Raw genomic sequence first — 21,507 nt, forward strand, 5'->3', positions numbered from 1 at the left:
TCCACCGTCACTCACTGCCAAGCACCGCCCCGCTCTCGGGCAACGTCGCACCGCCGTCGACGACGATCGTCTGCCCCGTGATGTACGCGGCATCCGCCGACGCGAGAAACAGCATCGCGTTCGCGATATCTTCCGGTTCGCCCATCCGCGCGAGCGGAATGTCACGCGCGATCTGCGCGGCGACCGACGCGTCGCCGAGATTGCCGGCCGCCGGCGTGCGAATCATGCCCGGCTCGACGCCGTTCACCGTCACGTTGCGGCGCGCGAGCTCCAGCGCGGCCGCACGAATGAAGCCGTTCACGCCGGCCTTCGACGCCGCGTAATGCGCGAGCCCCGGGTACACGACGCGCGGCCCCGTCACCGACGACGTGACGAGCAGCCGCCCCGCTCCCGCGCGCTCGAATGCGGGTAGCGCAGCCTGCGCGAGCCAGAACAGCGCCGACAGGTTGACCGACAGCGTCCGGTCGAGCGTCGGCTCGTCGATCTGCGTGAACGGCGTCAGCGGAAAATACGCGGCATTGTGGACGACCACATCGAGCCGGCCACCGTCGCGCTCGACCGCCGCGACCAGTGCGCCCAGTTCGTCGCGGCTGGCGGCATCCACCCGATAGGCGCGCGCCTCGCCGCCCGTGCTCGCGAGCGCATCGGCCTGCGCGGCGGCCGCCTCGCCGTTCAGGTCGGCAAGCGCGACGAACGCGTCGGATTCCGCGAATCGGCATGCAATCGCCGCGCCGATCCCCTGCGCGGCGCCCGTGACGAGCACGACGCGCCCGCTGAAATCCGCCCGCAGGCGGCCGCTGCCCGGCACGGCATTCATCGCTGCGCCTCGCCGCCGAGCGGATGCACGGTTTCGTTGAGCACCTGCGCGTGCGCGCCGACGGGGAAGCTCGACAGCGTGCCGAAATCGCCGCCCTGATAGCCGAAGATCTTGCCGTCGGTCTTGCGCTGCGCGAGGTCGATCAGGACGACGCCGAGCGTCGGCACCACCTTTTCTCGCCAAACGAACAGATACAGTTCGTCCGCAATCCTGAAGTAATGACAGCGGTCGACATCGGCCAGCCCGCCTTCGACACCCTGCAGGCACTGCCACGCGTAGAAATTCTCGTTCAGGTAGATGTGCTCGTAGCATTCGGTCGGGCTATAGCGATACATCGTCCGCTTGCCGATCAGCTCGCGCGTGGGCCCGTGCAACGGCCCCGGCTGCGTGTGGCCGCCGAGCGTGCCGTGCCGGAACTCGGCCTCGACGCCCGTCAGCGGCAGCCCGCGCGCAACCCGTGTGAACGCGTCGATGCGCGTGTCGGCTTCGGTCGGCAGCGCGCCGACGACCGACGTCCATACGCCGTTGTCGAGATCGATCACGAGGCTGACCGACGTCGCGCGGGCGGCCGAATCGATGTAGTCGACGAAGTACAGCCCGTCGCGCAGCCGCGTCACGCGGCACGGCTCGCGACCGCCCGTGTCGGTCGCCGCATCGCGCCACTGCAGTGCGCCGGGCTCGAACGTATAGACGCGCCACGCGCCCGATGCGTCGCCGAGCGCAAGCGTCCGCCCGGCGAGCGCGTCGACGGATGCGAGGATGTTCGCTTCCGGCGCGAAGCCGTCCGCGAGCGCGCCAACCTGAATGAATACCGGATCCTGTCGTTCCACCTGCCGTCTCCCGCGCAGCTTCAGGCCCGGCGGGCCGTGTACGCTGCTCATGTGCACATGGTGCGGGCTGCGCGCGCCGCGCGGTATCGGCCAAAAGGATGAAGGGCGCGCGGCGCCGGAACGCGCTAAAGTGCACGACATCCGCGCCGCGCCCGGCGCGAGGAGCCCACATGCACCGCGTCACTCATTACCGACGGACCGACGAAGGCATCGAGGCAATCAGCCTCGAATCCGACCGTGCGTTTCCGCGCCACGCGCACGACGAATTCGGGGTCGGTGTGATCGTCAGCGGCGCGCACCGGTCGTGGAGCGGTCGCGGGCAGGTCGACGCACTGGCCGGCGACGCGATCATGGTCAACCCGGGCGAGATGCACGACGGCTCGCCGATCGAGGCCGGTACGGGCCGGCGCTGGCGGATGCTGTACCTCGCACCCGCGCTGGTCGCGGGGGTGGCGGCGGAAGAAGGCTTCGGCGGCGTCGAACTGGCGCATCCGGCGGTGCGCGATGTGCGGCTCACGGCCGCTGTCGGCCAGCTGCATGCGCGTATCGTCGCCGGGCAATCCCAGCCGCTCGCCCGCGACGAAGCGCTCGTAATGCTCGTCGCCGGGCTGCTTGCCCGGCATGCGAACCGCACGCTGCCGGCGGCGGGCGTCGCACCGGCGATCCGCCTCGCCCGGGAGCGGCTCGACGCGGCGCCGGCCGCGCCCGTTTCGCTCGCCGAGCTGGCCGACCTGAGCGGCGTCAGCCGCTTCCAGCTGCTGCGCGGGTTTGCCCGCGAAGTCGGCATCACACCGCACGCGTACCTGATCCAGTCGCGTGCGCGGCTGGCGCGCGCGCTGCTGGCCAGCGGCTTGCCGATCGCCGATGCCGCGGCCGAAGCCGGCTTTGCCGATCAAAGCCATTTGACGCGTGCGTTCGCGCGCCAGTTCGGGATCACGCCGGGGCGGTTCACGCAGGCCGCTTGACGCCGCTGCCATCCTGCGGGGCCCGTCGCCGAACATACCGACCTCGAAGGCTGCGCCCACATCGACAACTGCGACGGCACGCCGCGCCATGCGCTGCTCGCGGTGACTGTCGCCCCCCTGTCGTCCGAGCATGCCGAATCGCGCGCGCCGTATTCGACACGCCCGCGCGCGCTGCAATTTCGTTCAAGACGCGCACGGCCGCCGTACGCGACGATGCGGCGCATGAAGACACGACTGATCGGCTATCTCTATCTCGCCGCCGCCATGGCGGGCGTCGGCAGCACCGTCATCGCGAGCCGTCTCGCGGCCGGCGGCCTGCCGCCGTTCGCGGCTACCGCGCTGCGCTTCCTGATCGCGACACCGCTGCTGTTCGCGCTGATGCGCGCGCAGCGCATGCGCTGGCCACGCCTCTCCACGCGCGACTCCGTGCTGCTCGTCATCCAGGCGGCGGCGGGCGGCGTCGGTTATACGGTGCTGCTGATCTGCGGCACGAAGCTGTCGTCGCCGCTCGACGCGGGCGTGATGCTCGGCACGCTGCCCGCGATGTCGACGCTGATCGCGGCCGTCGTGCTGCGCGAGCGGCAGACGCCGCGCGACTGGGTGGCCGCCGCGCTCGCAACGGCCGGCGTGCTGTTCGTCACGTTCGCGCCCGGCCAGGCCCTGCCGTCGCTCCGCACGCTCGCCGGCGACGCGCTGGTGCTGGCCGCCGTCGCCTGCGAGGCCGTATTCATCCTGCTCAACCGGCGGCTGGCCGCACCGTTGCCGCCGCTGGCGCTGTCCACCGCGATGTCCGGCCTCGGCTTCGTGCTCGCCCTCGTGCCCGCCGCGTTCGAATGGCACGCGGTGGCGACCGGCTGGACCGTCGACGCGGTGTCGGCGATCGCCTACTACGCGCTGGTGCCGACCGTGCTCGGCTACCTGTGCTGGTATGCGGGCTCGGCACGCACGAGCGGAACCGAGGCCGCGCTGTTCACGGCGGTCGCGCCGGTCTCGGCGGTGCTGTTCGCGGTCGCGCTATTTGGCGAAACGCTCAGCGGCACGCGTATCGCGGGTATCGCGCTCGTCGTCGCCGGCATGGTCGTCGGCGCGACGCGGCGACGCGAACCGCCAGCCGAAGTACGCGATACGCACCCGGCAAATCCGGATCGACCGTCCCGCCCCGCGCCCGCCGCGCAAACAGCCACCGACTGACTCGCGCTCCTCGCGCCGTTGTGCCGTTGCGGAAACGGCGGCGGCTCGGCCCCGCCATTCAACCGGTCGATCCTCGCGTTTCCCCCGTGCGGCCGACAACTGTAGGAATGTGTCCGCGCACCGCAAAACCGTTGCGCACCACCCCGCAAGATGCAATATTCGCGTGGCCGGGACCTTTGACAACCATCGAACAACAATCCGCCACGCAATGAACAGGAAGGAAGCCAAAACAAGAATCGCGGTGCTGCTGTCCGCGGGAACGAGGAAGGCCGACGCATTGGCCGAACTGTCCGGACAAGGACTCAAGGATCGTGTGCTTGCGCACCTGATCGCGTCGCACCCCGATCCCGAACGCTGCCGCCAGAACAAGCTGCACATCCGGATCCTGGTCGCGCTCGGCGTCGCCCAACTCGCGATCAGCCTCATGCTCGCGTACTACTTCTTCGCCACCGGCGCCGGCAACGGCCTCGTGCTGGTGTTCCTCGCGCTGACCGTGCCACTGTCGCTGCTGTTCATCTGGGGCTTTGCAACCCATCGTGTCGGCGCGTACCACGCGTTCATCCTGCTGTCGCTGCTGCAGGTGCCGAAGACCATCGCCGCGCTCGGACGCGATCCGTCGACCGCGCTACCGAGCCTCGCGATCACGATCCTGCTGGTGGGCTATGTCTGGTTCGTCCGCAACCGCCTGTTCCCCGACTACGGCTGGTTCACGCCGCGCAAGGTCGAAGGCCGTTACGCGTTCGTCGAGCACGCCTGACGCCACCGGCATCGAACGCCGGCCGCAAGAAAAAAGGCGCCGGGCCGCCCCGCAATCGCGGGACGGCCCGGCGCCTTCTGCATTCCGGAACCGGTCGGCTTACTTGGCCTTTTCAGCCGAATCGCTGATCGCCTGGCCACCCTTCGAAATGTCCTGCCCCACACCGGCGACCGTGTTGCAACCGGCGAGCGCGGCGGTCACCACCAGCAGCATTGCAGCAATCGTACGCGTCATTCTCATTCTCCTTGGAATCAACAAGCCCGACGGGCGAATCGTTTGCGGCGTCGCGCCCGGCAAGATGCCGGGCACGGGGCCTGACCTGATTATACGGAGACGGCCGCCGTGCGCCAGTCCGAACCCGCCGCTTGTCACGCGGGCCACACAGCCGGTTCGCGCAGATTTTCCTTGACTTCAACACGCGAGGAACTAATATACGCACCGCGTATATTTCTCGTCAGGAGCCGCCGATGACCGTCCCCCAGCAAGCCTTCCTCCGCGACGCCATGCGCCGCCTCAACATGACGCGCGAAGCGTTCGCCAGCCGCATCGGTGTGAGCCGGCGCGCGCTGGATACCTGGCTTCTGCCCGACGATTCGCAGGAATCGCGCGGGATGCCCGAGATCGTCGAACGCTTCGTGTCGGAAATCGTCGAGCGCTCGGTACCGGAAGGCGGCAACTATACGCAAAGCGTAGATAATCAGGGGCTGGCCAAGCAGTTCTTTTTCGAGGGAAAGCCGCAACTGCTGTCGGTCGACCAGTTCTCGCGGGAATCGGTCGAGGCGCTGTTTCGCGTGGCCGACGTGATGCAGCCCATCGCGCGCCGCCACAAGATTTCGCGCGTGCTGGAAGGCGCGGTGCTCGGCAACCTGTTCTTCGAGGCCAGCACGCGTACGCGCGTGTCGTTCGGCGCCGCCTTCTGCCGGCTCGGCGGTTCGGTGTGCGACACGACGGGCTTCACGTTCTCGTCGATGGCCAAGGGCGAATCGATCTACGACACGAGCCGCGTGATGGCCGGCTATGTCGACGCGCTCGTGATCCGCCATCCGGAGAAAGGCTCGGTGGCCGAGTTCGCGCGCGCGACCAACCTGCCCGTGATCAACGGCGGCGACGGCCCCGGCGAGCACCCGAGCCAGGCGCTGCTCGATCTCTATACGATCCAGCGCGAGTTCTCGCGGCTCGGCAAGATCGTCGACGGCGCGCACATCGCGCTGGTGGGCGACCTCAAGTACGGCCGCACCGTGCACTCGCTCGTCAAGCTGCTCGCGCTGTACCGCGGGCTCAAGTTCACGCTCGTGTCGCCGCCGACGCTCGAGATGCCGGCCTACATCGTCGACCAGATCGCGACGAACGGCCATGTGATCGAGCAGACGACCGATCTCGCAGCCGGGCTGCGCGGCGCGGACGTCGTCTATGCAACGCGGATCCAGAAGGAGCGCTTCACCGACGAGTCGTTCGAAGGCTACACGCCGGATTTCCAGATCAACCAGGCGCTCGTCGATTCGGTGTGCAAGCCGGACACGTTGATCATGCACCCGCTGCCGCGCGACAGCCGGCCCGGCGCGAACGACCTGTCGGTCGACCTGAACCGCGACCCGCGCCTCGCGATCTTCCGCCAGACCGACAACGGCATTCCGGTGCGGATGGCGATCTTCGCGGTGCTGCTCGGCGTCGAGAACCTCGTCCAGCATTCGATGCGCGACGCGACGTGGCGCCCGCCGGCCTATCTCGGGCCGGAGGATGCGGTGTTTCACGGGGTCGATTGAGAAGGAACTGCGGGGGCGAGCCGGTCAGGCGCCCCTACGTTCAACGGAAAGCGCGCCGGGCAGCCCGGCGCGCTTTATTCTTTGCGCGGTGAACAGATGAGCAATCAGCGCCTAGGACGCCCACGGATCGATTACCCGCAGGCCAACCGCCTCGAATGGCGCGACGTCGCGCGTCGCAATGATCAATCCGTTCGCCTCGGCCGTCGCGGCGATGAAGCAGTCGGCGGGCGCGATCGCGGTGCCCGCGGCACGGGCCCGCGCGCGGATGCCGGCATAGGCTTTCGTCGCCACCTCGTCGAACGGCAGGATCCGACCGCGAAACAGCGGCACGACACGCTGCTCGATGCTTTGATGAAGCCAGTCGCGCCTGCGACCTTCCGGCAACGCCGCCACGCCGAAGCGCATTTCGGCGAGACTGATCGCAGCCAGAAACAGCGTTTCGACGTTCTGGGCATCGAGCCACTCGATCACGGCCGCGCTCGGCTCGCGCCGCAACGGCTCGGACATCACGTTCGTATCAACAAGGATCATTCGAAGCTCATCGGGTCGGTTAGCGTCTTGTCGCGCTGCGCGTCGAAATCGACACCGCCCGCCTCCCGTCCGATTTCCGCCAGCAGCGTCCCCAGCTTGAGCCGGCCGCCCGGAAGAACGGCCTGCTCGAGGATGTCCCGCACCTCGGCTTCGGTGCTGCGCCCATGCTGGGCCGCACGAATCCGAAGCGCACGGTGCACTTCATCGGGCAGGTTTCGAACCGTAATCACAGGCATGATGCACCTCACTACATTTGCTTTCAATGCAGTCATATTAGCACCTTGATGTCATGGCGGGCGATCCGCGACAGAACCACTCTACCCCGCCAGACACGCCCGCCACAGCTGGCCTTTCGGCCATCAACACTGCCCCGTGCGCCCCACCGCCACCCTGTCACATTAGTTGACACTTTCCTTACCGACGCTAACAAGAACGCTTCTCATTCAATAAAAAATTACATAGAATGCCGCCTGAAAACAAATCGTAATAATTCCCGGCGGCATGCACACTTCCGTAGCGCACCGCCTCCGGGGCCACACCGCGAGGTCGAAGCGCACCATGAAGTCACGTTCCGACGAGCTGAAGCTCGGTAAATTCACCACCCTGTGCAGCGTACTCGCCGCAAGCCCGGCCTTCGCGACGGACGGCACGCCGCCGCCCGCCCCGGCCGGCGCCGAAGGCCATCTCGCGCCGATCGAGGTCCAGGGCAAGGCCGAGCACAGCTACAAGGCCGACTTCTCCGCTTCCGCGAAATTCACCGCGCCGCTCGTCGACACGCCGAAGTCCGTCACCGTGATCCCGCAGGAACTGATCCAGAACAGCGGCGCGTCGACGCTGACCGAAGCACTGCGCACCGTACCCGGCATCACGTTCGGCGCCGGCGAAGGCGGCAACCCGCTCGGCGATCGTCCGTTCATCCGCGGCTACGACACGCAGGGCAGCATGTTCGTCGACGGCATGCGCGACACCGGTGCGACGACGCGCGAGATCTTCAACACCGAGCGCATCGAGATCACCAAGGGATCCGACGGTGCGTACGGCGGCCGCGGCGGCGCGGGCGGCAGCATCAACCTGATCACGAAGGCCCCGCACCTCGGCACCACCGCCGCCGCGAGCGCGGGCCTCGGCACCGACCGCTATCGCCGCTTCACGGCCGACGGCAACTGGCAGTTCGCCGACCACGCCGCGTTCCGCCTGAACCTGATGAGCCACAACAACGACGTCGCCGGCCGCGACGCGGTGAACAACGAGCGCTGGGGCGTCGCACCGTCGATCGCGTTCGGCCTCGGCACGTCGACGCGGGTCGTCGCGAGCTACTACCACCTGCAGACGGACGACCTGCCCGACGGCGGCATCCCGTACTACTACGGCTTCAACCTCCCGAAAGGCGTCGCCACCGACGGCCCGGCGCCCGTCGACCGCCACAACTTCTACGGCCTGACCAACCGCGATTTCCGCAAGACGACGTCGGACATCAGCACGCTGAAGATCGAGCACGACCTCACGTCGTCGCTGACGATCCGCAACACCACGCGCTATACGGAATCGACGCAGGACTACATCTGGACGCAGCCCGACGACAGCCAGGGCAACGTGGTCAACGGCAAGGTCTGGCGGCGCGCGAACACCCGCAACAGCGCGATCAACAGCATCGCGAACCAGACCGAGCTGTTCGGCGAATTCCGCACCGGCCCGTTCAAGCACAGCTTCACGACTGGCATCGAGCTGTCGCGCGAATGGGGCAAGCGCGACACGTACAACGTCGCCGCCGCGAACGGCAAGATCTGCCAGAACGGCATCGGCGCGGCGTCGGGCTACAACTGCACGAGCCTGTGGTCGCCGAACCCGAACGACCCGTGGGCCGGCTCGATCACGCGCAACAACGACTATGCGCATGCCCGCACCGTGACGAAGTCGATCTACGGCTTCGACACGATCGAGATCACGCCGCGCTGGCAGGTCAACGGCGGCGTGCGCATCGACGACTACTCGACCCGCTTCACCGACACCAAGGCCAACGGCGGCAAGACCACCACGCGTGACGACACGCTCGTGAACTGGCAGGCCGGCCTCGTGTTCAAGCCCGCGCAGAACGGCAGCATCTATGCGTCGTACGCGACGTCGTCGACGCCGGCCGGCATGCTGCTCGGCGAAGGCAGCGAAACGCAGTCGCTCACGCCGGGCCGCGGCGGCGTCGGCTCGAACGCCGATCAGCTGTCGCCGGAGAAGAACCGCAGCATCGAGCTCGGCACGAAGTGGAACGTGCTGAACGACAAGCTCGCGCTGACCGCCGCGCTGTTCCAGATCGATACGACGAATGCGCGCGTGACGCTGCCGAACAACCAGTACGCGATGGTCGGCAACAAGCGCGTGCAGGGTCTCGAACTCGGCGTCGCGGGCCAGATCACGAAGCAGTGGCAGCTGTTCGGCGGCTATACGTACATGAAGAGCGAACTGCGCGACAACGGCAAGGACACGGCGAACAACGGCAACCGCTTCCCGAACACGCCGAAGCACAGCTTCACGATGTGGTCGAACTACGACGTGACGCCGAAGTTCACCGTCGGCGGCGGCGCGTTCTACATGTCGCAGGTGTTCGGCGATCCCGCGAACCAGCACGCGGTGCCGTCGTACTGGCGCTTCGATGCGATGGCGCAGTACCGCATCAACAAGAAGCTCGACCTGCAACTGAACGTGAACAACCTGTTCAACCGCACCTACTTCGACCAGGCGTATCCGGCGCACTACGCGTCGATCGCACCGGGCCGCTCGGCGTTCGTCACGCTGAACGCGCGCTACTGATCGATGGAGGCCGTGTCGCTGAAGGCGCTCGCGTCGGTATCGCCGCGTGAGTTCGCCGACATCCTGGCCGGGCCGGCCGAGCGCGCCGCCGCGTGGGTCGCGGCGGCGGCCGACAACGGCATCGTCGATGCACAGGCCGTCTACGGGCAATACCTGCTCGACGGACATGGCGTCGCGCGCGATCCGGCGGCCGCGTTCAACTGGTTCCGGCACGCGGCGCGCGCCGGCCACGCGATGGCGATGAACATGCTCGGCCGCTGCTATGAGTTCGGCTGGGGCACGGCCGCATGCGCGCCGGTCGCCGTGTACTGGTACCGGCTCGCCGCGCAGGCGGGGCTCGACTGGGGCATGTACAACTACGCGACGGCGCTCGCGCTCGGTAACGGCGTCGACGAGAATCGCGCCGAGGCACTCGACTGGTTCCAGCGCGCGGCCGCACTCGGCCATGCGAAATCGATCAATCTGATCGGCGGCTTTTACGAGGACGGCTGGGTCGTACCGGTCGACCGCGACGCCGCGTTCGACCACTATCGACGCGCCGCCGTGGCCGGCGACTTCCGCGGCCAGTTCAACCTTGCGCGGCTGCTCGCCGAGCGCGGGCGCGTCGACGAAGCGCTCGCGTGGCTTGCACGCGTGCCGGCCTCTGCTACCCCCGCGTTCGTCGCGAAGATGCGCGCGTATCTCGCGTCGTCGCCGATCGACGCGTTTCGTGCGGCGGCGCTGCAGTTGCCACCACAGCCGCAGCCACATTGTATGGACACCGCATCATGATGCTTCACATCCCCGGCGTACTGACGAAAGCGCAGGTCGCGCAATGTCGCGAACTGCTCGATGCGGCCGAATGGGTCGACGGCAATGCGACGTCCGGCACGCAGTCGGCGCTCGCGAAACGCAACCGGCAATTGCCGGAAGGCGCGCCGGCCGCACGCGCGGTGGGCGACGCGATCCAGGACGCGCTCGCACGCCATCCGCTGTTCTTCTCGGCGGCGCTGCCGCTCAAGGTGTTTCCGCCGCTGTTCAATCGCTACGAAGGCGGCGAGACGTTCGGCACGCACGTCGACAACGCGATCCGGCTGCTGCGCGGCACGGATTTCCGCGTGCGCAGCGACCTGTCGGCGACGCTGTTTCTCGAAGAACCCGATGCGTACGACGGCGGCGAGCTGTGTGTCGAGGATACGTACGGCACCCATCGTGCAAAGCTGCCGGCGGGCGACCTCGTGCTGTATCCGGCGTCGAGCCTGCATCACGTCACGCCCGTGACGCGCGGCGCGCGCGTCGCGTCGTTCTTCTGGATCCAGAGCATGGTGCGCGACGACGGCGACCGCACGCTGCTGTTCCAGCTCGATACGCAAATTCAGGCGCTTTCCGCGGAGAAAGGCGCGAAGGATCCGATGGTCATTTCATTGACGGGGATTTATCACAACCTGTTGAGGAAGTGGGCGGATGCATAACCAACGATATGCAAGGCAGCCGCTGGACGTATTGCGCGGCTCGGTCGTGCGCTACGACGGTCCCGTCGATCCAATCGAGGAAAGCGGTTGGGAGGCGCCGCCACACGACACGCGAAACGACGGCGTCCACGCGGGCACGACCATCGATACGCGAGGATAAGAGGCTCACGCCCCCGCAGCGGAAACCGCGACACATCCTCCGCCGGACTCTGGCATATTGGCGATTCGTCTGACCAAATCGACCACGAGCACCCGGCCTCGCGCAACCGCGCTTCCTGCTGCCGGCCGGACGTGGCCCGCAACCGTCATTGCGCCACTTCGTCCACTATCGTGATTTCGCTCTCCGATCCCGTTGTCCGGTCCATTACCCTGCTGGAGTCGCACGAAGGGTTTGTCGATCTCGCAGGTTTCCATGAGCGTATCGCCGTTGCTCCCAGCCCCGACGACGTCTCAAACAAGAGCCCGCATTTCCTGAAAGTGCGTCGTGGCGTGGCGGACCGGCTGATCGCCGCCGCGCATACGCTGCCCGCCGGCCTGCGCCTGTACGTCAAGGAAGGCTATCGCCCGCTGGCCCTGCAGCGCCACTACTTCACCGGGCATCTCGCGCATCTGCGGCGGACGCTGAATCCGTTGCCGGACGAAGACACCCTGATCGCACTGACGAGCCACTACGTCGCACCGCCGGAAGTCGCCGCGCACCCGACGGGCGCGGCCGTCGACCTGACGCTGATCTCGGCGGATGGCATCGAGCTCGACATGGGTTGCGTACTCGATGCCACCGACCAGGAATCCTCCGGCGCGTGCTACACGCACAACCCGTTCATCAGCCGCGCAGCCGCCCGCAACCGTCAGGTACTGATCACCGCGCTGGCGGGCGCCGGCCTCACCAATTACCCGTCGGAATGGTGGCATTGGTCGTTCGGCGACCGCTATTGGGCCGCGATGCACGATCAATCGCACGCCATCTACGGCCCCGTCGAGGAAAACATGCTCGACGAAGCCTCACGCTGACATTCTTTCCGACGAAACGCGCCCGCCTCGGTAACATCCTCACTTGTCGATCCCTGCCCGCTCCCGCACAATCGCAGCACCTGCATCACTCTCCCCCGCGCCGATGTCCTATGCGTCACTCGCCACCGGCGTCCTCCTCGCGGGCGGCCTCGGTCAGCGCTTCGACCCGAGCGGCCTGCACAGCAAGCTGCTCGCGCTGCTTCCCGACGGCACGCCGGTGGCGGTCGCGGCCGCCCGCCATCTCGCGGCGGCCACGGCCGACGTGATCGCCATCGTGCGTCCCGGTGCCGAAAAACTCGCGATGCTGCTGAACGAAGCCGGCTGCCACGTCGTCTATGCGCCCGACGCCGTGCGCGGCATGGGCGCGAGCCTCGCGGCCGGGGTGCGCGCGACGCCCGACGCGAACGGCTGGCTCGTCGCGCTCGGCGACATGCCGTGGATCGCGGCGTCCACCTACGAAGCCGTCACGCGCGCGCTCGACGCCGACGACGCGTCGATCGTCGCGCCCGCACATCGCGGCGTGCGCGGCCATCCGGTCGGGTTCGCCGCGCACCACTTCGATGCGCTCGCCGCGCTCGACGGCGACACGGGCGCCCGCGCGCTGTTCGCCAGCGCGCCGGTGCAACTGCTCGACGTCGACGACCCCGGCATCGTGCGCGACGTCGATACACCGGCGGATTTGCGCTGACCGGGATCGCACCAAGCGCGCGGTGCAAAGCAGCGCCAGCGCCGCGCCCAGCGGGCTCCTGCTGAAACCCGCCCATCCGCGGCCTGCACCGACGACACGCCACCCGCCGCCACAATCCCGCTGCAAATGCGCACCCGATTGGCTATAACGGAGACGAGGCGCCCCTGCCGCGCCACCGCCGTCACGCACTCCGCGAGTTCTCCATGACCGATCACACGACCCCGACGCCCGAGCCACCGGCCGACCCGAACCGCGACCCGGAAGACGATCCGTTGTCGCCACCGTCGCCGGGTCATCATCACGACAATCCGCAGCAACCCGACGGCCCGCCGAGCAAGGATCCGGTCTAGCCGCAAGGCGACCCCCCCTTCTCCGCGCGGTTCCCGTCGTCATGCGCCATCGCCGCATGATGCTGCCTAGCGCGCCGTATACCCGCCGTCGATCGGCAGCGACACGCCGCTGACCATCGACGCCGCATCGCTCAGCAGGAACAGGATCGGTTCGACAACCTCGTCCGGCTCCGCGAATCGCCCGAGCGGAATCGCGGCCAGCATCGGCGCCCGCTTTTCCGGTTCGCTCCACGCGAACTGCGCCATCGGCGTGAGCGTGACGGTCGGGTTCACACTGTTCACACGAATGCCGTGCGGCCCGAGTTCGATGCACAGCACGCGCGTGATCGCGTCCATCGCCGCCTTCGACGCGCAGTAACTGAGATGCGCGGGCAAACCGACGAGCGCGGCCTGGCTCGATACGTTGACGATGCTGCCCCGCGCCTGCGCGACACCACGCGCGTCGCGCGCGATCATCTTCCGGGCGACGGAACGGGCAACCAGCGCCGCGCCGCGCGCATTGACGGCCATCACGCGATCGAAATGCGCGGCGCTCACCTCGAGCGCCGACTCGAGCGATGCAATCCCCGCGCAATTCACGAGGCCGTCGAATGTATCGTGCGCGGCGAGCGTCGTATCGATCGCATGCTCGTCGCCACCGACGTCGAGTCGCATCGTCTCGCACGCGGCCTCGCCGGCCAGCGCATCGAGCGCGGCCATATCGCGCCCGGCCGCGACGACCCGCGCGCCCGCCTGCGCCAGCGCGATCGCGCACGCGCGCCCGATCCCGCTCGACGCCCCCGTGACGAGCACCCGCGAACCGCCGAAATCGAATCGTGTCTTCATGATGGCGTGTGCAACTCGTGCATGATCGGTTTGAGCGCCGGATACAGCGCCGTATAGAGCGCAAAGCGCGCCGCGTACGCTTTCGCGCGTTCGGCATCCGGCCGCGCGCGCTCGACGAGCGTGACCCAGCCGCCTTGCGCATCGTCGTGTGATACGAGCCCTGCCCCGACGCCCGCGAGCAAGGCGGCCCCCATCGCGGCTTCGACATCCTGCTCGATCGTCCACACCGGGAAGCCCGTCACGTCCGCGATGATCTGCATCCATAGCGCCGAATGCGCGGCCCCGCCCACGACGATCAGCCGTTCATCCAAAGCCACCGCGCCGCGCCGCCCGGCCTCGATGTTGTGCCGTAAGGCGAACGCGACACCTTCGAGCACCGCGCGATACAGGTGCGCGCGCGTATGCGCGAGACTCAGCCCGACGAACGCGCCGCTCGCCTTCGCGTCCCATACGGGGCTGCGTTCGCCCATCAGGTACGGCAGGAACAGCACGCCGTCGGCGCCCGGCGGCACGCCTTCGGCCGCTTCCTCGAGCAACACGTGCGGATCGCCGTGCGGCAGCAGGCGCGCCGCATCGATTTCCGCGTGGCAGAACTGATCGCGAAACCAGGCGACCGATGCGCCGGCCGTGATCGTGCCGCCGAACACGTAGAGGTCGCGCTGCCCGTTGAACACGTGCGGCATGCTGACGAGCCCGTGACGCGCATCGACGTGCGGGCTCACGTAACCCCAGCACATGCTGGTGCCGATCATCGCGACATGCTGCCCCGTGCGCGTCGCGCCGGCCGCGAAGGTCGCGACGGCCGCATCGACGCCGCCCGCGACGACGGGCGTGCCGGCCGGCAGCCCAAGCTGATCCGTCCATTGCGACAACAGCCCGCCGACGATGTCCGTCGATTCGACGAGCCGCTCGGGCATCATCGTCGCCGGAATGCCGAGCATGTCGAGCGCGTCGTCGGACCACTCGCGGCGCGCGACGTCGTACACGCCGCCGATATTGCCGGCCGAACTGTGATCGACCGCGACCTCGCCGGTCAGCAGGTAGATCACATACGCGTTCGGCGGCAGGAAATAGCGCACGTTCGCCCACACGTCCGGCCGCTGGTCGCGCAGCCACAGCATCTTCGTGAAGCCGTAATAGCTGTCGACGCCGTTGCCCGTGATCACGCGCAGCCGCTCGACGTTCACGTTCGCGTTGACCCAGTCGACTTCCGCGGTCGCGCGCCGGTCCATCCAGATCAGGCACGGATGGAGCGGCCGCATGTCGATGTCGACCGGAATGCCCGAGCCGCCGTACAGGCTGCCCACGCACACCGCGCGGATCGCATCGGCCGGCACGCCCTGCGCGCGCGCATCGCTCACGCAGCCCGCGATGCACGCGAGCACCGCATCGAACCACACCTGCGGCCATTGCTCGGCCCACAGCGGGCGCGGCGTATCGGGCTGGTAGCCGGCCGAGCGCCGCGCGACGATCGTGCCATGCCGGTCGACGAGCAGCGCCTTGGTGCTCTGCGTGCCGATATCGACGCCAATGACGTATTCCATGATGTCTCCGGTGAGGCGCACGCCGGCCGTCAGCGGGCCGGCTTCAGCAGCACCTTGATCGATTCAGGCGATTTCGCGACACGGATCGCGTCGTCCCAGTCCTCGAGCGCGAAATCGTGCGTGACGATGCCTTTCGACGTGACGAGCCCGCGCGCGAGCAGGTCGATCGCGATCGGGTAGCAGTATGGCCCCAGGTGCGCGCCGCGCACGTCGAGTTCCTTGCGATCGCCGATGATCGACCAGTCGACGGTCGCATCCTCGCCGAACACGCTGAATTCGACGAAGCGGCCGAGCTTGCGGATCAGGTCGAGCCCCTGGCTCACGCCAACCGGCGCGCCGGTCGTCTCGATGTAGACGTCGCAGCCGTAGCCGTCGGTGAGCGACCGGACGATCTCGCGCGCATCCTCGCGCGCCGGGTTGATCGTCACGTCCGCACCGTACTCGCGTGCGAGTTCGAGCCGCTCGTCGATCAGGTCGATCACGACGAGTTTCTTCGGCGTCTTCAGGTGAGCGACCTGCGTCATCATCAGCCCGAGCGGGCCCGCGCCCGCGATCACGACCACGTCGTCGAGCTGGACATCGCCGCGGTTCACCGTATGGATCGCGCACGACAGCGGCTCAATGATCGCGGCATCCTCGAGCGATACGCCGAGCGGAATCTTGTGGACGATCGCGGTCGGCGGAATGCGCATGTATTCGGCCATCCCGCCGTCGGCCACCTCACGCTGGAAGCCGAAGATGTTGTGCACTTCGCACATCCAGTACTGGCCCGACTTGCAATAGCGGCACTTGCCGCACGGCACGATCTGCTCGGCGATCACGCGGTCGCCCACCGCCACGCCGAAATGTTCGGCCGCGCCGTCGCCGAGCGCTTCGACGTGGCCGAAGAATTCGTGGCCGGGAATCACGGGCGCCTTCACCCACGGGTTCGGGCCGCCCCAGAACATCTTCGCGCCCGTGTAGCACTTGCAGTCGCTCGCGCAGATTCCGCATGCGGCGATGCGGATCACGAGCTCGTTCGCGCCGGGGCGCGGCTTCGCGACCTGTTCGACGCGATAGTCCTCGGGGCCGTGGCAGACGACCGCGGTCATCCGCGGCTGGGCTTCGGGTGTCGTCATGGATAGTCTCTTTCGTGGATGATCTGGATAACTGATGAATGAATCGTTACCGCGACCGTTCGCGGCTGATGTAGATCGCGAGCAGGATGATTCCGCCCTTGATCACGTTCTGCACATACGGGTTCACGCCGATCATGTTCAGCCCGTTGTTGAGCACGCCGAGCAGCAGCGCACCGACCAGCGTGCCAAGGATCGCGCCGCGCCCGCCCGAGATCGACGTGCCGCCCATCACGACGGCCGCGATCGCGTCGAGCTCGAAGCCCACGCCCGCGTTCGGCTGACCGCTCATCAGGCGCCCGGTCAGCACGATCGCGGCGAGCGCCGACGTGAGCCCGGCCAGCGTGTAGACGATCAGCTTCACGCGCGCGACCCGCACGCCGGTGAGCCGCGTCGCCTGCTCGTTGCCGCCGATCGCATACACATAGCGGCCGAACGGCATCCGGTCGAGCAGCAGCCACGCGATCGCATAGACCACCAGCATGATCAGCACCGGCGCCTGGATGCCGAACACCTTGCCGCTGCCGAAGAACGCAACCCAGTCGGGCAAGCCGTCGATCGGGTAGCCGCCCGTGTAGATCAATGCCAGGCCGCGCGCGATGCCCATCGTCGCAAGCGTGACGATGATCGGCGGCATCCCCGCGAACGCGACGAACACACCGTTCAGGAAGCCGAAACCGAAGCCGACCGCGATGCCGATCGCGAGCGCCGCAACCGCGTTCACGCCCGCGACCATCAGCCCGGCCGCGAGCGTGCCCGACAGCGCCATCACCGAACCGACCGACAGGTCGATCCCGCCGGTCAGGATCACGCAGGTCATGCCGACCGCGATGATCGCGTTGATCGACACCTGGCGCAGCACGTTTTCCAGGTTCGCGGCGGACAGGAAGCTCGGGCTCGCGATCATCATCGCGATGCACACGACGATCAGGCCGACGAGCGGATAGAACAGCGTCGAGCGCCGCAGCTGCGCCCACCTCGCGCGTGGCGGCGGTGCGTCGCCGTGTCCGGCGGTGGCCGCGAGCGTCGTGGAAGGCGTGGAAGAAGAATCAGGCAGGTTCATGGGTCGCTCCTCGCGTGCCGGCCGTGGCATAGGTCATGACCGTGTCGGGATCGATCTCGTCGCCTGCGAGCGTCGCCTCGATGCGGCCCTGCCGGAACACGGCGACGCGATCGCACATGCCGACGATTTCCGGCAACTCGGACGAGATCATGATGATGGCGTAGCCGCGCGCGGTGAGTTCGCGCATCAGCCCGTAGATTTCGGCTTTCGCGCCGACGTCGATGCCGCGCGTCGGCTCGTCGAAGATCAGCACCGACGTGTGATGGTTCAGCCAGCGCGCGATCACGACCTTCTGCTGGTTGCCGCCGGACAGCGTCGCGACCTCGGTATGGATCGACGGCGCCTTCACGCCGACGCGCCGCATCACGTCGTGGGTGGTGCGCGCCTCGTCGCGGCGGTCGATCAGCCAGCGCATCGACCGGTACTTGCCGAGGTTGTTCAGCGAGATGTTGTCGCGGATCGAGAACGACGTGACGAGCCCTTCCGTCTTGCGGCTCTCCGGCAGGATGCCGATGCCCGCGCGCAGCGCGTCGGCCGGATCGGCGAGCTTCGCGGCCGCGCCGCGCACGCGCACGTCCTTGCGATGCGCACGCGTCGCGCCGATCACCGCGAGCGCGGTTTCCGTGCGGCCCGAGCCGACCAGCCCCGCGAAGCCGAGGATCTCGCCGGCATGCAGCGTGAAGCGGTTCACCGGGCCACCGCGTTCGATCTGCAGTTCGTTGACCTCCAGCACGCGCGGCGCATCGGCCGCACGCGCCGGCTTCGGCGGAAAGCTGCTTTCGATCCGGCGGCCGACCATCATCCGTACCAGTTGCTCGACGTCCGTGCGTGCGACGTCGGTCGTCGCCACGTACTGGCCGTCGCGCAGCACCGTGATGCGGTCGCACACCGCGAAAATCTCGTCGAGGTGATGCGAGATGAAGATCATCGCGACACCCTGCCGCTTCAGCTCGCGCATGATCGCGAACAAGTGCTCGGCCTCGGCCGGCGTCAGCGTGGCGGTCGGTTCGTCGAGGATCAGGATGCGCGCGTCGAGCGACAGCGCCTTGCCGATTTCGACGAACTGCTGTTGCGCGACCGACAGCGCACGGATCGGCGCATCGAGATCGATCGCCACGCCGAGCCGCGCGAAGATCGCGGCCGCCGCGTGACGCATCCGCTTGCGGTCGCGCGCGCCCCAGCGATTGCGCAGCTCGCGGCCGAGGAACAGGTTGTCGACGGCGTCGAGGTGCGGAATCAGGCTGAATTCCTGGAACACGATGCCGACGCCTGCCGCGACCGCATCGTGATAGTCCGCGAAATGGCGGGCGGTGCCGTCGATCTCGATCGTGCCGGCATCCGGCTGATGAATGCCGCACAGGATCTTCATCAACGTCGACTTGCCCGCGCCGTTCTCGCCGAGCAGCGCGTGAATCTCGCCGCGCGCGATCTCCAGATCGATGTCGGCGAGCGCCTTCACGCCCGGAAAGCTTTTCGTGATGTGGCTGAGCCTGAGTATCGTGTCCATCGGCTTCTCCGTGCGAAGAGCGCCGGCCGTGCCGCCGCCCTTCGCGTCGCATCGCACGTCGTTCACCAGCTGAAGCCCTTCGCGTTGCCGCGATCGACCACCTTCACGTCGACGGGAATCGCCTTCGGCACCGTCGCGCCCCACTTGCGCGCGATCGCGATGCCGAGCGCGATGCGCACCTGGTCGGCCGGGAACTGCGCGGTCGTCTCGATGAACTTCGAATTCGGCTTCTGGATCGCGGCGATCGCCTCGGGTGCGCCATCGACGCTCGTCAGCTTGATGTCCTTGCCCGAGCTCTCGATCGCGGCGAGCGAGCCCATCGCGCCGCCGTCGTTCACGCTGAAAATGCCCTTCAGGTTCGGATGCGCGGAGATCATGTTTTCCGTGACCGACAGCGCGGTCGCGCGCTCCTGCTTGCCGTTCTGCGTATCGACCAGCTTCACGTTCGGGTATTTCGCGAGCCCGGCCTTGCAGCCGCGTACGCGTTCGAGAATCGGCACGACCGGGATGCCGTCGAGAATGGCGACCTCGCCGCTGCCGCCGATCGCCTTCGCGAGGTAGTCGCACGACATCACGCCCGCGTCGTAGTTCTTCGAGCCGACGAACGAATCGACCGGGCCGTTCGCGTTCGCATCGACGGCCACCACCACCGCGCCGGCCTTCTTCGCCTGCGTGATCGCCGACTGGATGCCGGTCGAATCGGTCGGGTTCACGAGCAGGATGTCGATCTTCTTCTGCAGCATGTCCTCGACGTCGCTCACCTGCTTGCTGACGTCGTGATGCGCGTCGGTGACGACGACCTGCGCGCCGATCGACGCAGCGGCGTCGTTCAGCGCCTTCTGCATCGTCACGAAATACGGGTTGTTCAGTTCCTGGAACGTCATGCCGATGCGCAGCGGTGCGGCCTGCACGGCGGCAGCGGGCAGCCAGGCCGCGACGGCGAGCGCGGCAATCACCGCCATACGGGCGGCGCGACGGGGGAATGAAGCGGGCGATGCATGCGTCATGACGGTGTCTCCGGTTATGTGTGCGGCTTTTTCGTGGTTGAACGCGCCCCTCGCGACGTGGGCGACGCGATTGCGCTGGGTGAAACGGTGTGGAAAGTTCAGGCGGGCCGCGGCCCCGCGATCATCCGGGCTGCGGCGCGAGCTCGGGGATGCCGGGCGTGACGACACGCGGCGGCAGCGGATTGCCGGTGGGCGCCGCGTGCAGCGCGAGCTCGCGGCTGCGCGCATTCAGGCGCTGCAGCGCGCGGAATTCGGACGGCGCCATCCCCTTCACCGCGCGGAACTGGCGGTTGAAGTTCGACACGTTGTTGAAGCCGGCCTGGAAGCAGATATCGGTGATGTTCGCGTCGTCGGCGAGCAGCATCTGGCACGCGGACTCGATCCGCAGACGATTCACGTACTGCACGAACGGCATGCCCGTCTGGCGGTGGAACGCTCGCGAGAACGCGCTGACGCTCTGCCCGGTCAGTTGCGCGAGATCGGCTTCCCGCAGCTCGGACGCGAGGTTCTTGCCGATGTAGGACAGCGCATGGCTGAGCCGCGTGGGCGTGACGTCGGCCTGGTCGTACGCGGGGCTCGCGAGCAGCGTGCGTTCGGCCGCCGCGCAAAGCCGTTCGAGGATCGTCATGAACAGCGCGATGCGGCGCATGCCGCGCGCGGCCAGCAGTTCGTCGAACAGCGGCGCGATCGCGGCGCTGGTCGCCGCATCGAAGCCAACCCCGCGCCGCGCATCGTCGAGCAGCGCCTGCGCGTCGCGGCATTCGGGAAACGCGTCCATGCAACGGCGCACGAACGCCGGGTCGAACTGGATCACGAGATTGCGGCGCTCGACGGTTTCGCCTTCGGCCATGTCGCTGACCCAGTTGTGCGGCAGGTTCGGGCCGAGCAGCACGAGATGGCCGGGGCCGAACGAGCCGATGTGGTCGCCGACGAAATACTTGCCGCGCGTCGCGACGATCAGGTGCAGTTCGAATTCGGGATGGAAGTGCCAGCGGATCGTGCGATACGGATAGCCGTGCGACCAGACCTTGAACGACTCGTCGCGTCGCACGTCGACCACTTCCAGATCGGGGTGCATCATGGTTGGCGTCTCCATTCCCATATCTCGCTGGCCGGTTCGTTGCGCGCGTGCGCCGCGTATTTCACACGGCGACGCGACCGGTCGCATGGGAAGCAATGTAGGTCGATCGCGCGCGCGGCTCCACCAACTTTACGCCTGATTTCCGATACTTTTTTGCGCATTCCGGCCGCACAGGGCGCCGGACGACAAATTTGTGCAGCGCGGAACGG

At 67.6% G+C, this 21,507-nt stretch carries 22 protein-coding genes; 10 read left to right on the forward strand and 12 right to left on the reverse strand.

The window, feature by feature from the left end; genetic code table 11:
• Positions 1-7: 7 nt before the first annotated feature.
• Positions 8-817: an SDR family oxidoreductase gene (locus LGM89_RS02700; protein ID WP_089496554.1), complete on the reverse strand. Its 810-nt coding sequence runs from the start codon at positions 815-817 to the stop codon at positions 8-10.
• A complete protein-coding gene (locus LGM89_RS02705) occupies positions 814-1,647 on the reverse strand; it encodes a molybdenum cofactor biosynthesis F family protein (protein ID WP_089496553.1) in 834 nt (277 codons plus the stop codon). Before LGM89_RS02705 ends, LGM89_RS02700 begins: the two co-directional genes overlap by 4 nt.
• 170 nt (positions 1,648-1,817) lie before the next feature.
• Between LGM89_RS02705 and LGM89_RS02710 the strand changes: the two genes are divergently transcribed.
• From LGM89_RS02710 to LGM89_RS02720, 3 genes are all read left to right on the forward strand, one after another.
• Entirely contained in the window at positions 1,818-2,612 is a 795-nt protein-coding gene (locus LGM89_RS02710; RefSeq protein ID WP_226272210.1) for an AraC family transcriptional regulator, read from the forward strand.
• Between the two features lie 222 nt (positions 2,613-2,834).
• The gene (locus tag LGM89_RS02715) at positions 2,835-3,803 is read left to right on the forward strand and encodes a DMT family transporter (protein ID WP_226272211.1); all 969 of its coding nucleotides are present in this window, start codon (positions 2,835-2,837) and stop codon (positions 3,801-3,803) included.
• Positions 3,804-4,011: 208 nt separating this feature from the next.
• A complete protein-coding gene (locus tag LGM89_RS02720; RefSeq protein WP_226272212.1) occupies positions 4,012-4,560 on the forward strand; it encodes a permease in 549 nt (182 codons plus the stop codon).
• A 99-nt stretch (positions 4,561-4,659) separates the two neighbouring features.
• Here the strand turns inward: LGM89_RS02720 and LGM89_RS02725 are convergent, their stop codons facing one another.
• Positions 4,660-4,794 carry an entericidin A/B family lipoprotein gene (locus LGM89_RS02725; protein WP_006485835.1) on the reverse strand — a complete coding sequence of 45 codons (135 nt, stop codon included), beginning with the start codon at positions 4,792-4,794 and terminating at the stop codon, positions 4,660-4,662.
• A 233-nt stretch (positions 4,795-5,027) separates the two neighbouring features.
• Here LGM89_RS02725 and LGM89_RS02730 point away from each other — a divergent pair, with 233 nt between their 5' ends.
• Positions 5,028-6,323: an aspartate carbamoyltransferase gene (locus tag LGM89_RS02730; protein WP_089427078.1), complete on the forward strand. Its 1,296-nt coding sequence runs from the start codon at positions 5,028-5,030 to the stop codon at positions 6,321-6,323.
• Positions 6,324-6,434: 111 nt separating this feature from the next.
• Here LGM89_RS02730 and LGM89_RS02735 read toward each other — a convergent pair whose 3' ends face one another.
• Positions 6,435-6,854 (reverse strand): type II toxin-antitoxin system VapC family toxin, encoded by a 420-nt coding sequence (locus LGM89_RS02735; protein WP_089462315.1) that lies wholly within the window; start codon positions 6,852-6,854, stop codon positions 6,435-6,437.
• Complete coding sequence (locus LGM89_RS02740; RefSeq protein ID WP_089448087.1) at positions 6,851-7,090, reverse strand: FitA-like ribbon-helix-helix domain-containing protein; 240 nt, start codon at positions 7,088-7,090, stop codon at positions 6,851-6,853. The genes LGM89_RS02735 and LGM89_RS02740 overlap by 4 nt, the downstream gene beginning before the upstream one ends.
• A gap of 322 nt (positions 7,091-7,412) precedes the next feature.
• On the opposite strand from LGM89_RS02740, the gene LGM89_RS02745 reads away from it, so the two are divergent.
• The 6 genes from LGM89_RS02745 to LGM89_RS02770 all read left to right on the forward strand — a co-directional run bounded on the left by LGM89_RS02745 (position 7,413) and on the right by LGM89_RS02770 (position 13,156).
• Positions 7,413-9,656: a TonB-dependent receptor gene (locus tag LGM89_RS02745; RefSeq protein ID WP_226272213.1), complete on the forward strand. Its 2,244-nt coding sequence runs from the start codon at positions 7,413-7,415 to the stop codon at positions 9,654-9,656.
• Positions 9,657-9,659: 3 nt separating this feature from the next.
• Entirely contained in the window at positions 9,660-10,427 is a 768-nt protein-coding gene (locus LGM89_RS02750; RefSeq protein WP_226272214.1) for a tetratricopeptide repeat protein, read from the forward strand.
• The gene (locus LGM89_RS02755; RefSeq protein ID WP_089458582.1) at positions 10,424-11,107 is read left to right on the forward strand and encodes a Fe2+-dependent dioxygenase; all 684 of its coding nucleotides are present in this window, start codon (positions 10,424-10,426) and stop codon (positions 11,105-11,107) included. Before LGM89_RS02750 ends, LGM89_RS02755 begins: the two co-directional genes overlap by 4 nt.
• A 291-nt stretch (positions 11,108-11,398) precedes the next feature.
• Positions 11,399-12,118 carry a M15 family metallopeptidase gene (locus tag LGM89_RS02760; protein ID WP_089496546.1) on the forward strand — a complete coding sequence of 240 codons (720 nt, stop codon included), beginning with the start codon at positions 11,399-11,401 and terminating at the stop codon, positions 12,116-12,118.
• A 103-nt stretch (positions 12,119-12,221) separates the two neighbouring features.
• Positions 12,222-12,806: an NTP transferase domain-containing protein gene (locus LGM89_RS02765; RefSeq protein ID WP_089496545.1), complete on the forward strand. Its 585-nt coding sequence runs from the start codon at positions 12,222-12,224 to the stop codon at positions 12,804-12,806.
• Between the two features lie 203 nt (positions 12,807-13,009).
• Positions 13,010-13,156: a hypothetical protein gene (locus tag LGM89_RS02770; protein ID WP_166896045.1), complete on the forward strand. Its 147-nt coding sequence runs from the start codon at positions 13,010-13,012 to the stop codon at positions 13,154-13,156.
• A 66-nt stretch (positions 13,157-13,222) separates the two neighbouring features.
• Here LGM89_RS02770 and LGM89_RS02775 read toward each other — a convergent pair whose 3' ends face one another.
• From LGM89_RS02775 to LGM89_RS02805, 7 genes are all read right to left on the reverse strand, one after another.
• Positions 13,223-13,981: an SDR family oxidoreductase gene (locus LGM89_RS02775; RefSeq protein WP_226272215.1), complete on the reverse strand. Its 759-nt coding sequence runs from the start codon at positions 13,979-13,981 to the stop codon at positions 13,223-13,225.
• Positions 13,978-15,525: an FGGY-family carbohydrate kinase gene (locus tag LGM89_RS02780; RefSeq protein WP_089496543.1), complete on the reverse strand. Its 1,548-nt coding sequence runs from the start codon at positions 15,523-15,525 to the stop codon at positions 13,978-13,980. The genes LGM89_RS02775 and LGM89_RS02780 overlap by 4 nt, the downstream gene beginning before the upstream one ends.
• A gap of 29 nt (positions 15,526-15,554) precedes the next feature.
• A complete protein-coding gene (locus LGM89_RS02785) occupies positions 15,555-16,643 on the reverse strand; it encodes an alcohol dehydrogenase catalytic domain-containing protein (RefSeq protein ID WP_226272216.1) in 1,089 nt (362 codons plus the stop codon).
• A 46-nt stretch (positions 16,644-16,689) separates the two neighbouring features.
• Entirely contained in the window at positions 16,690-17,703 is a 1,014-nt protein-coding gene (locus LGM89_RS02790) for an ABC transporter permease (protein WP_226272217.1), read from the reverse strand.
• Positions 17,690-19,210 (reverse strand): sugar ABC transporter ATP-binding protein, encoded by a 1,521-nt coding sequence (locus LGM89_RS02795; RefSeq protein WP_089498097.1) that lies wholly within the window; start codon positions 19,208-19,210, stop codon positions 17,690-17,692. Before LGM89_RS02795 ends, LGM89_RS02790 begins: the two co-directional genes overlap by 14 nt.
• Positions 19,211-19,272: 62 nt before the next feature.
• Positions 19,273-20,217 (reverse strand): substrate-binding domain-containing protein, encoded by a 945-nt coding sequence (locus LGM89_RS02800; protein WP_089496540.1) that lies wholly within the window; start codon positions 20,215-20,217, stop codon positions 19,273-19,275.
• A 121-nt stretch (positions 20,218-20,338) separates the two neighbouring features.
• Positions 20,339-21,298, reverse strand: a complete 960-nt coding sequence (locus LGM89_RS02805) for an AraC family transcriptional regulator (protein WP_226272218.1) — start codon at positions 21,296-21,298, stop codon at positions 20,339-20,341.
• Between the last annotated feature and the right edge of the window lie 209 nt (positions 21,299-21,507).

The sequence above is a fragment of the Burkholderia sp. AU31624 genome (assembly GCF_020420065.1).
In the GTDB taxonomy this organism is placed as follows: Bacteria; Pseudomonadota; Gammaproteobacteria; order Burkholderiales; family Burkholderiaceae; genus Burkholderia.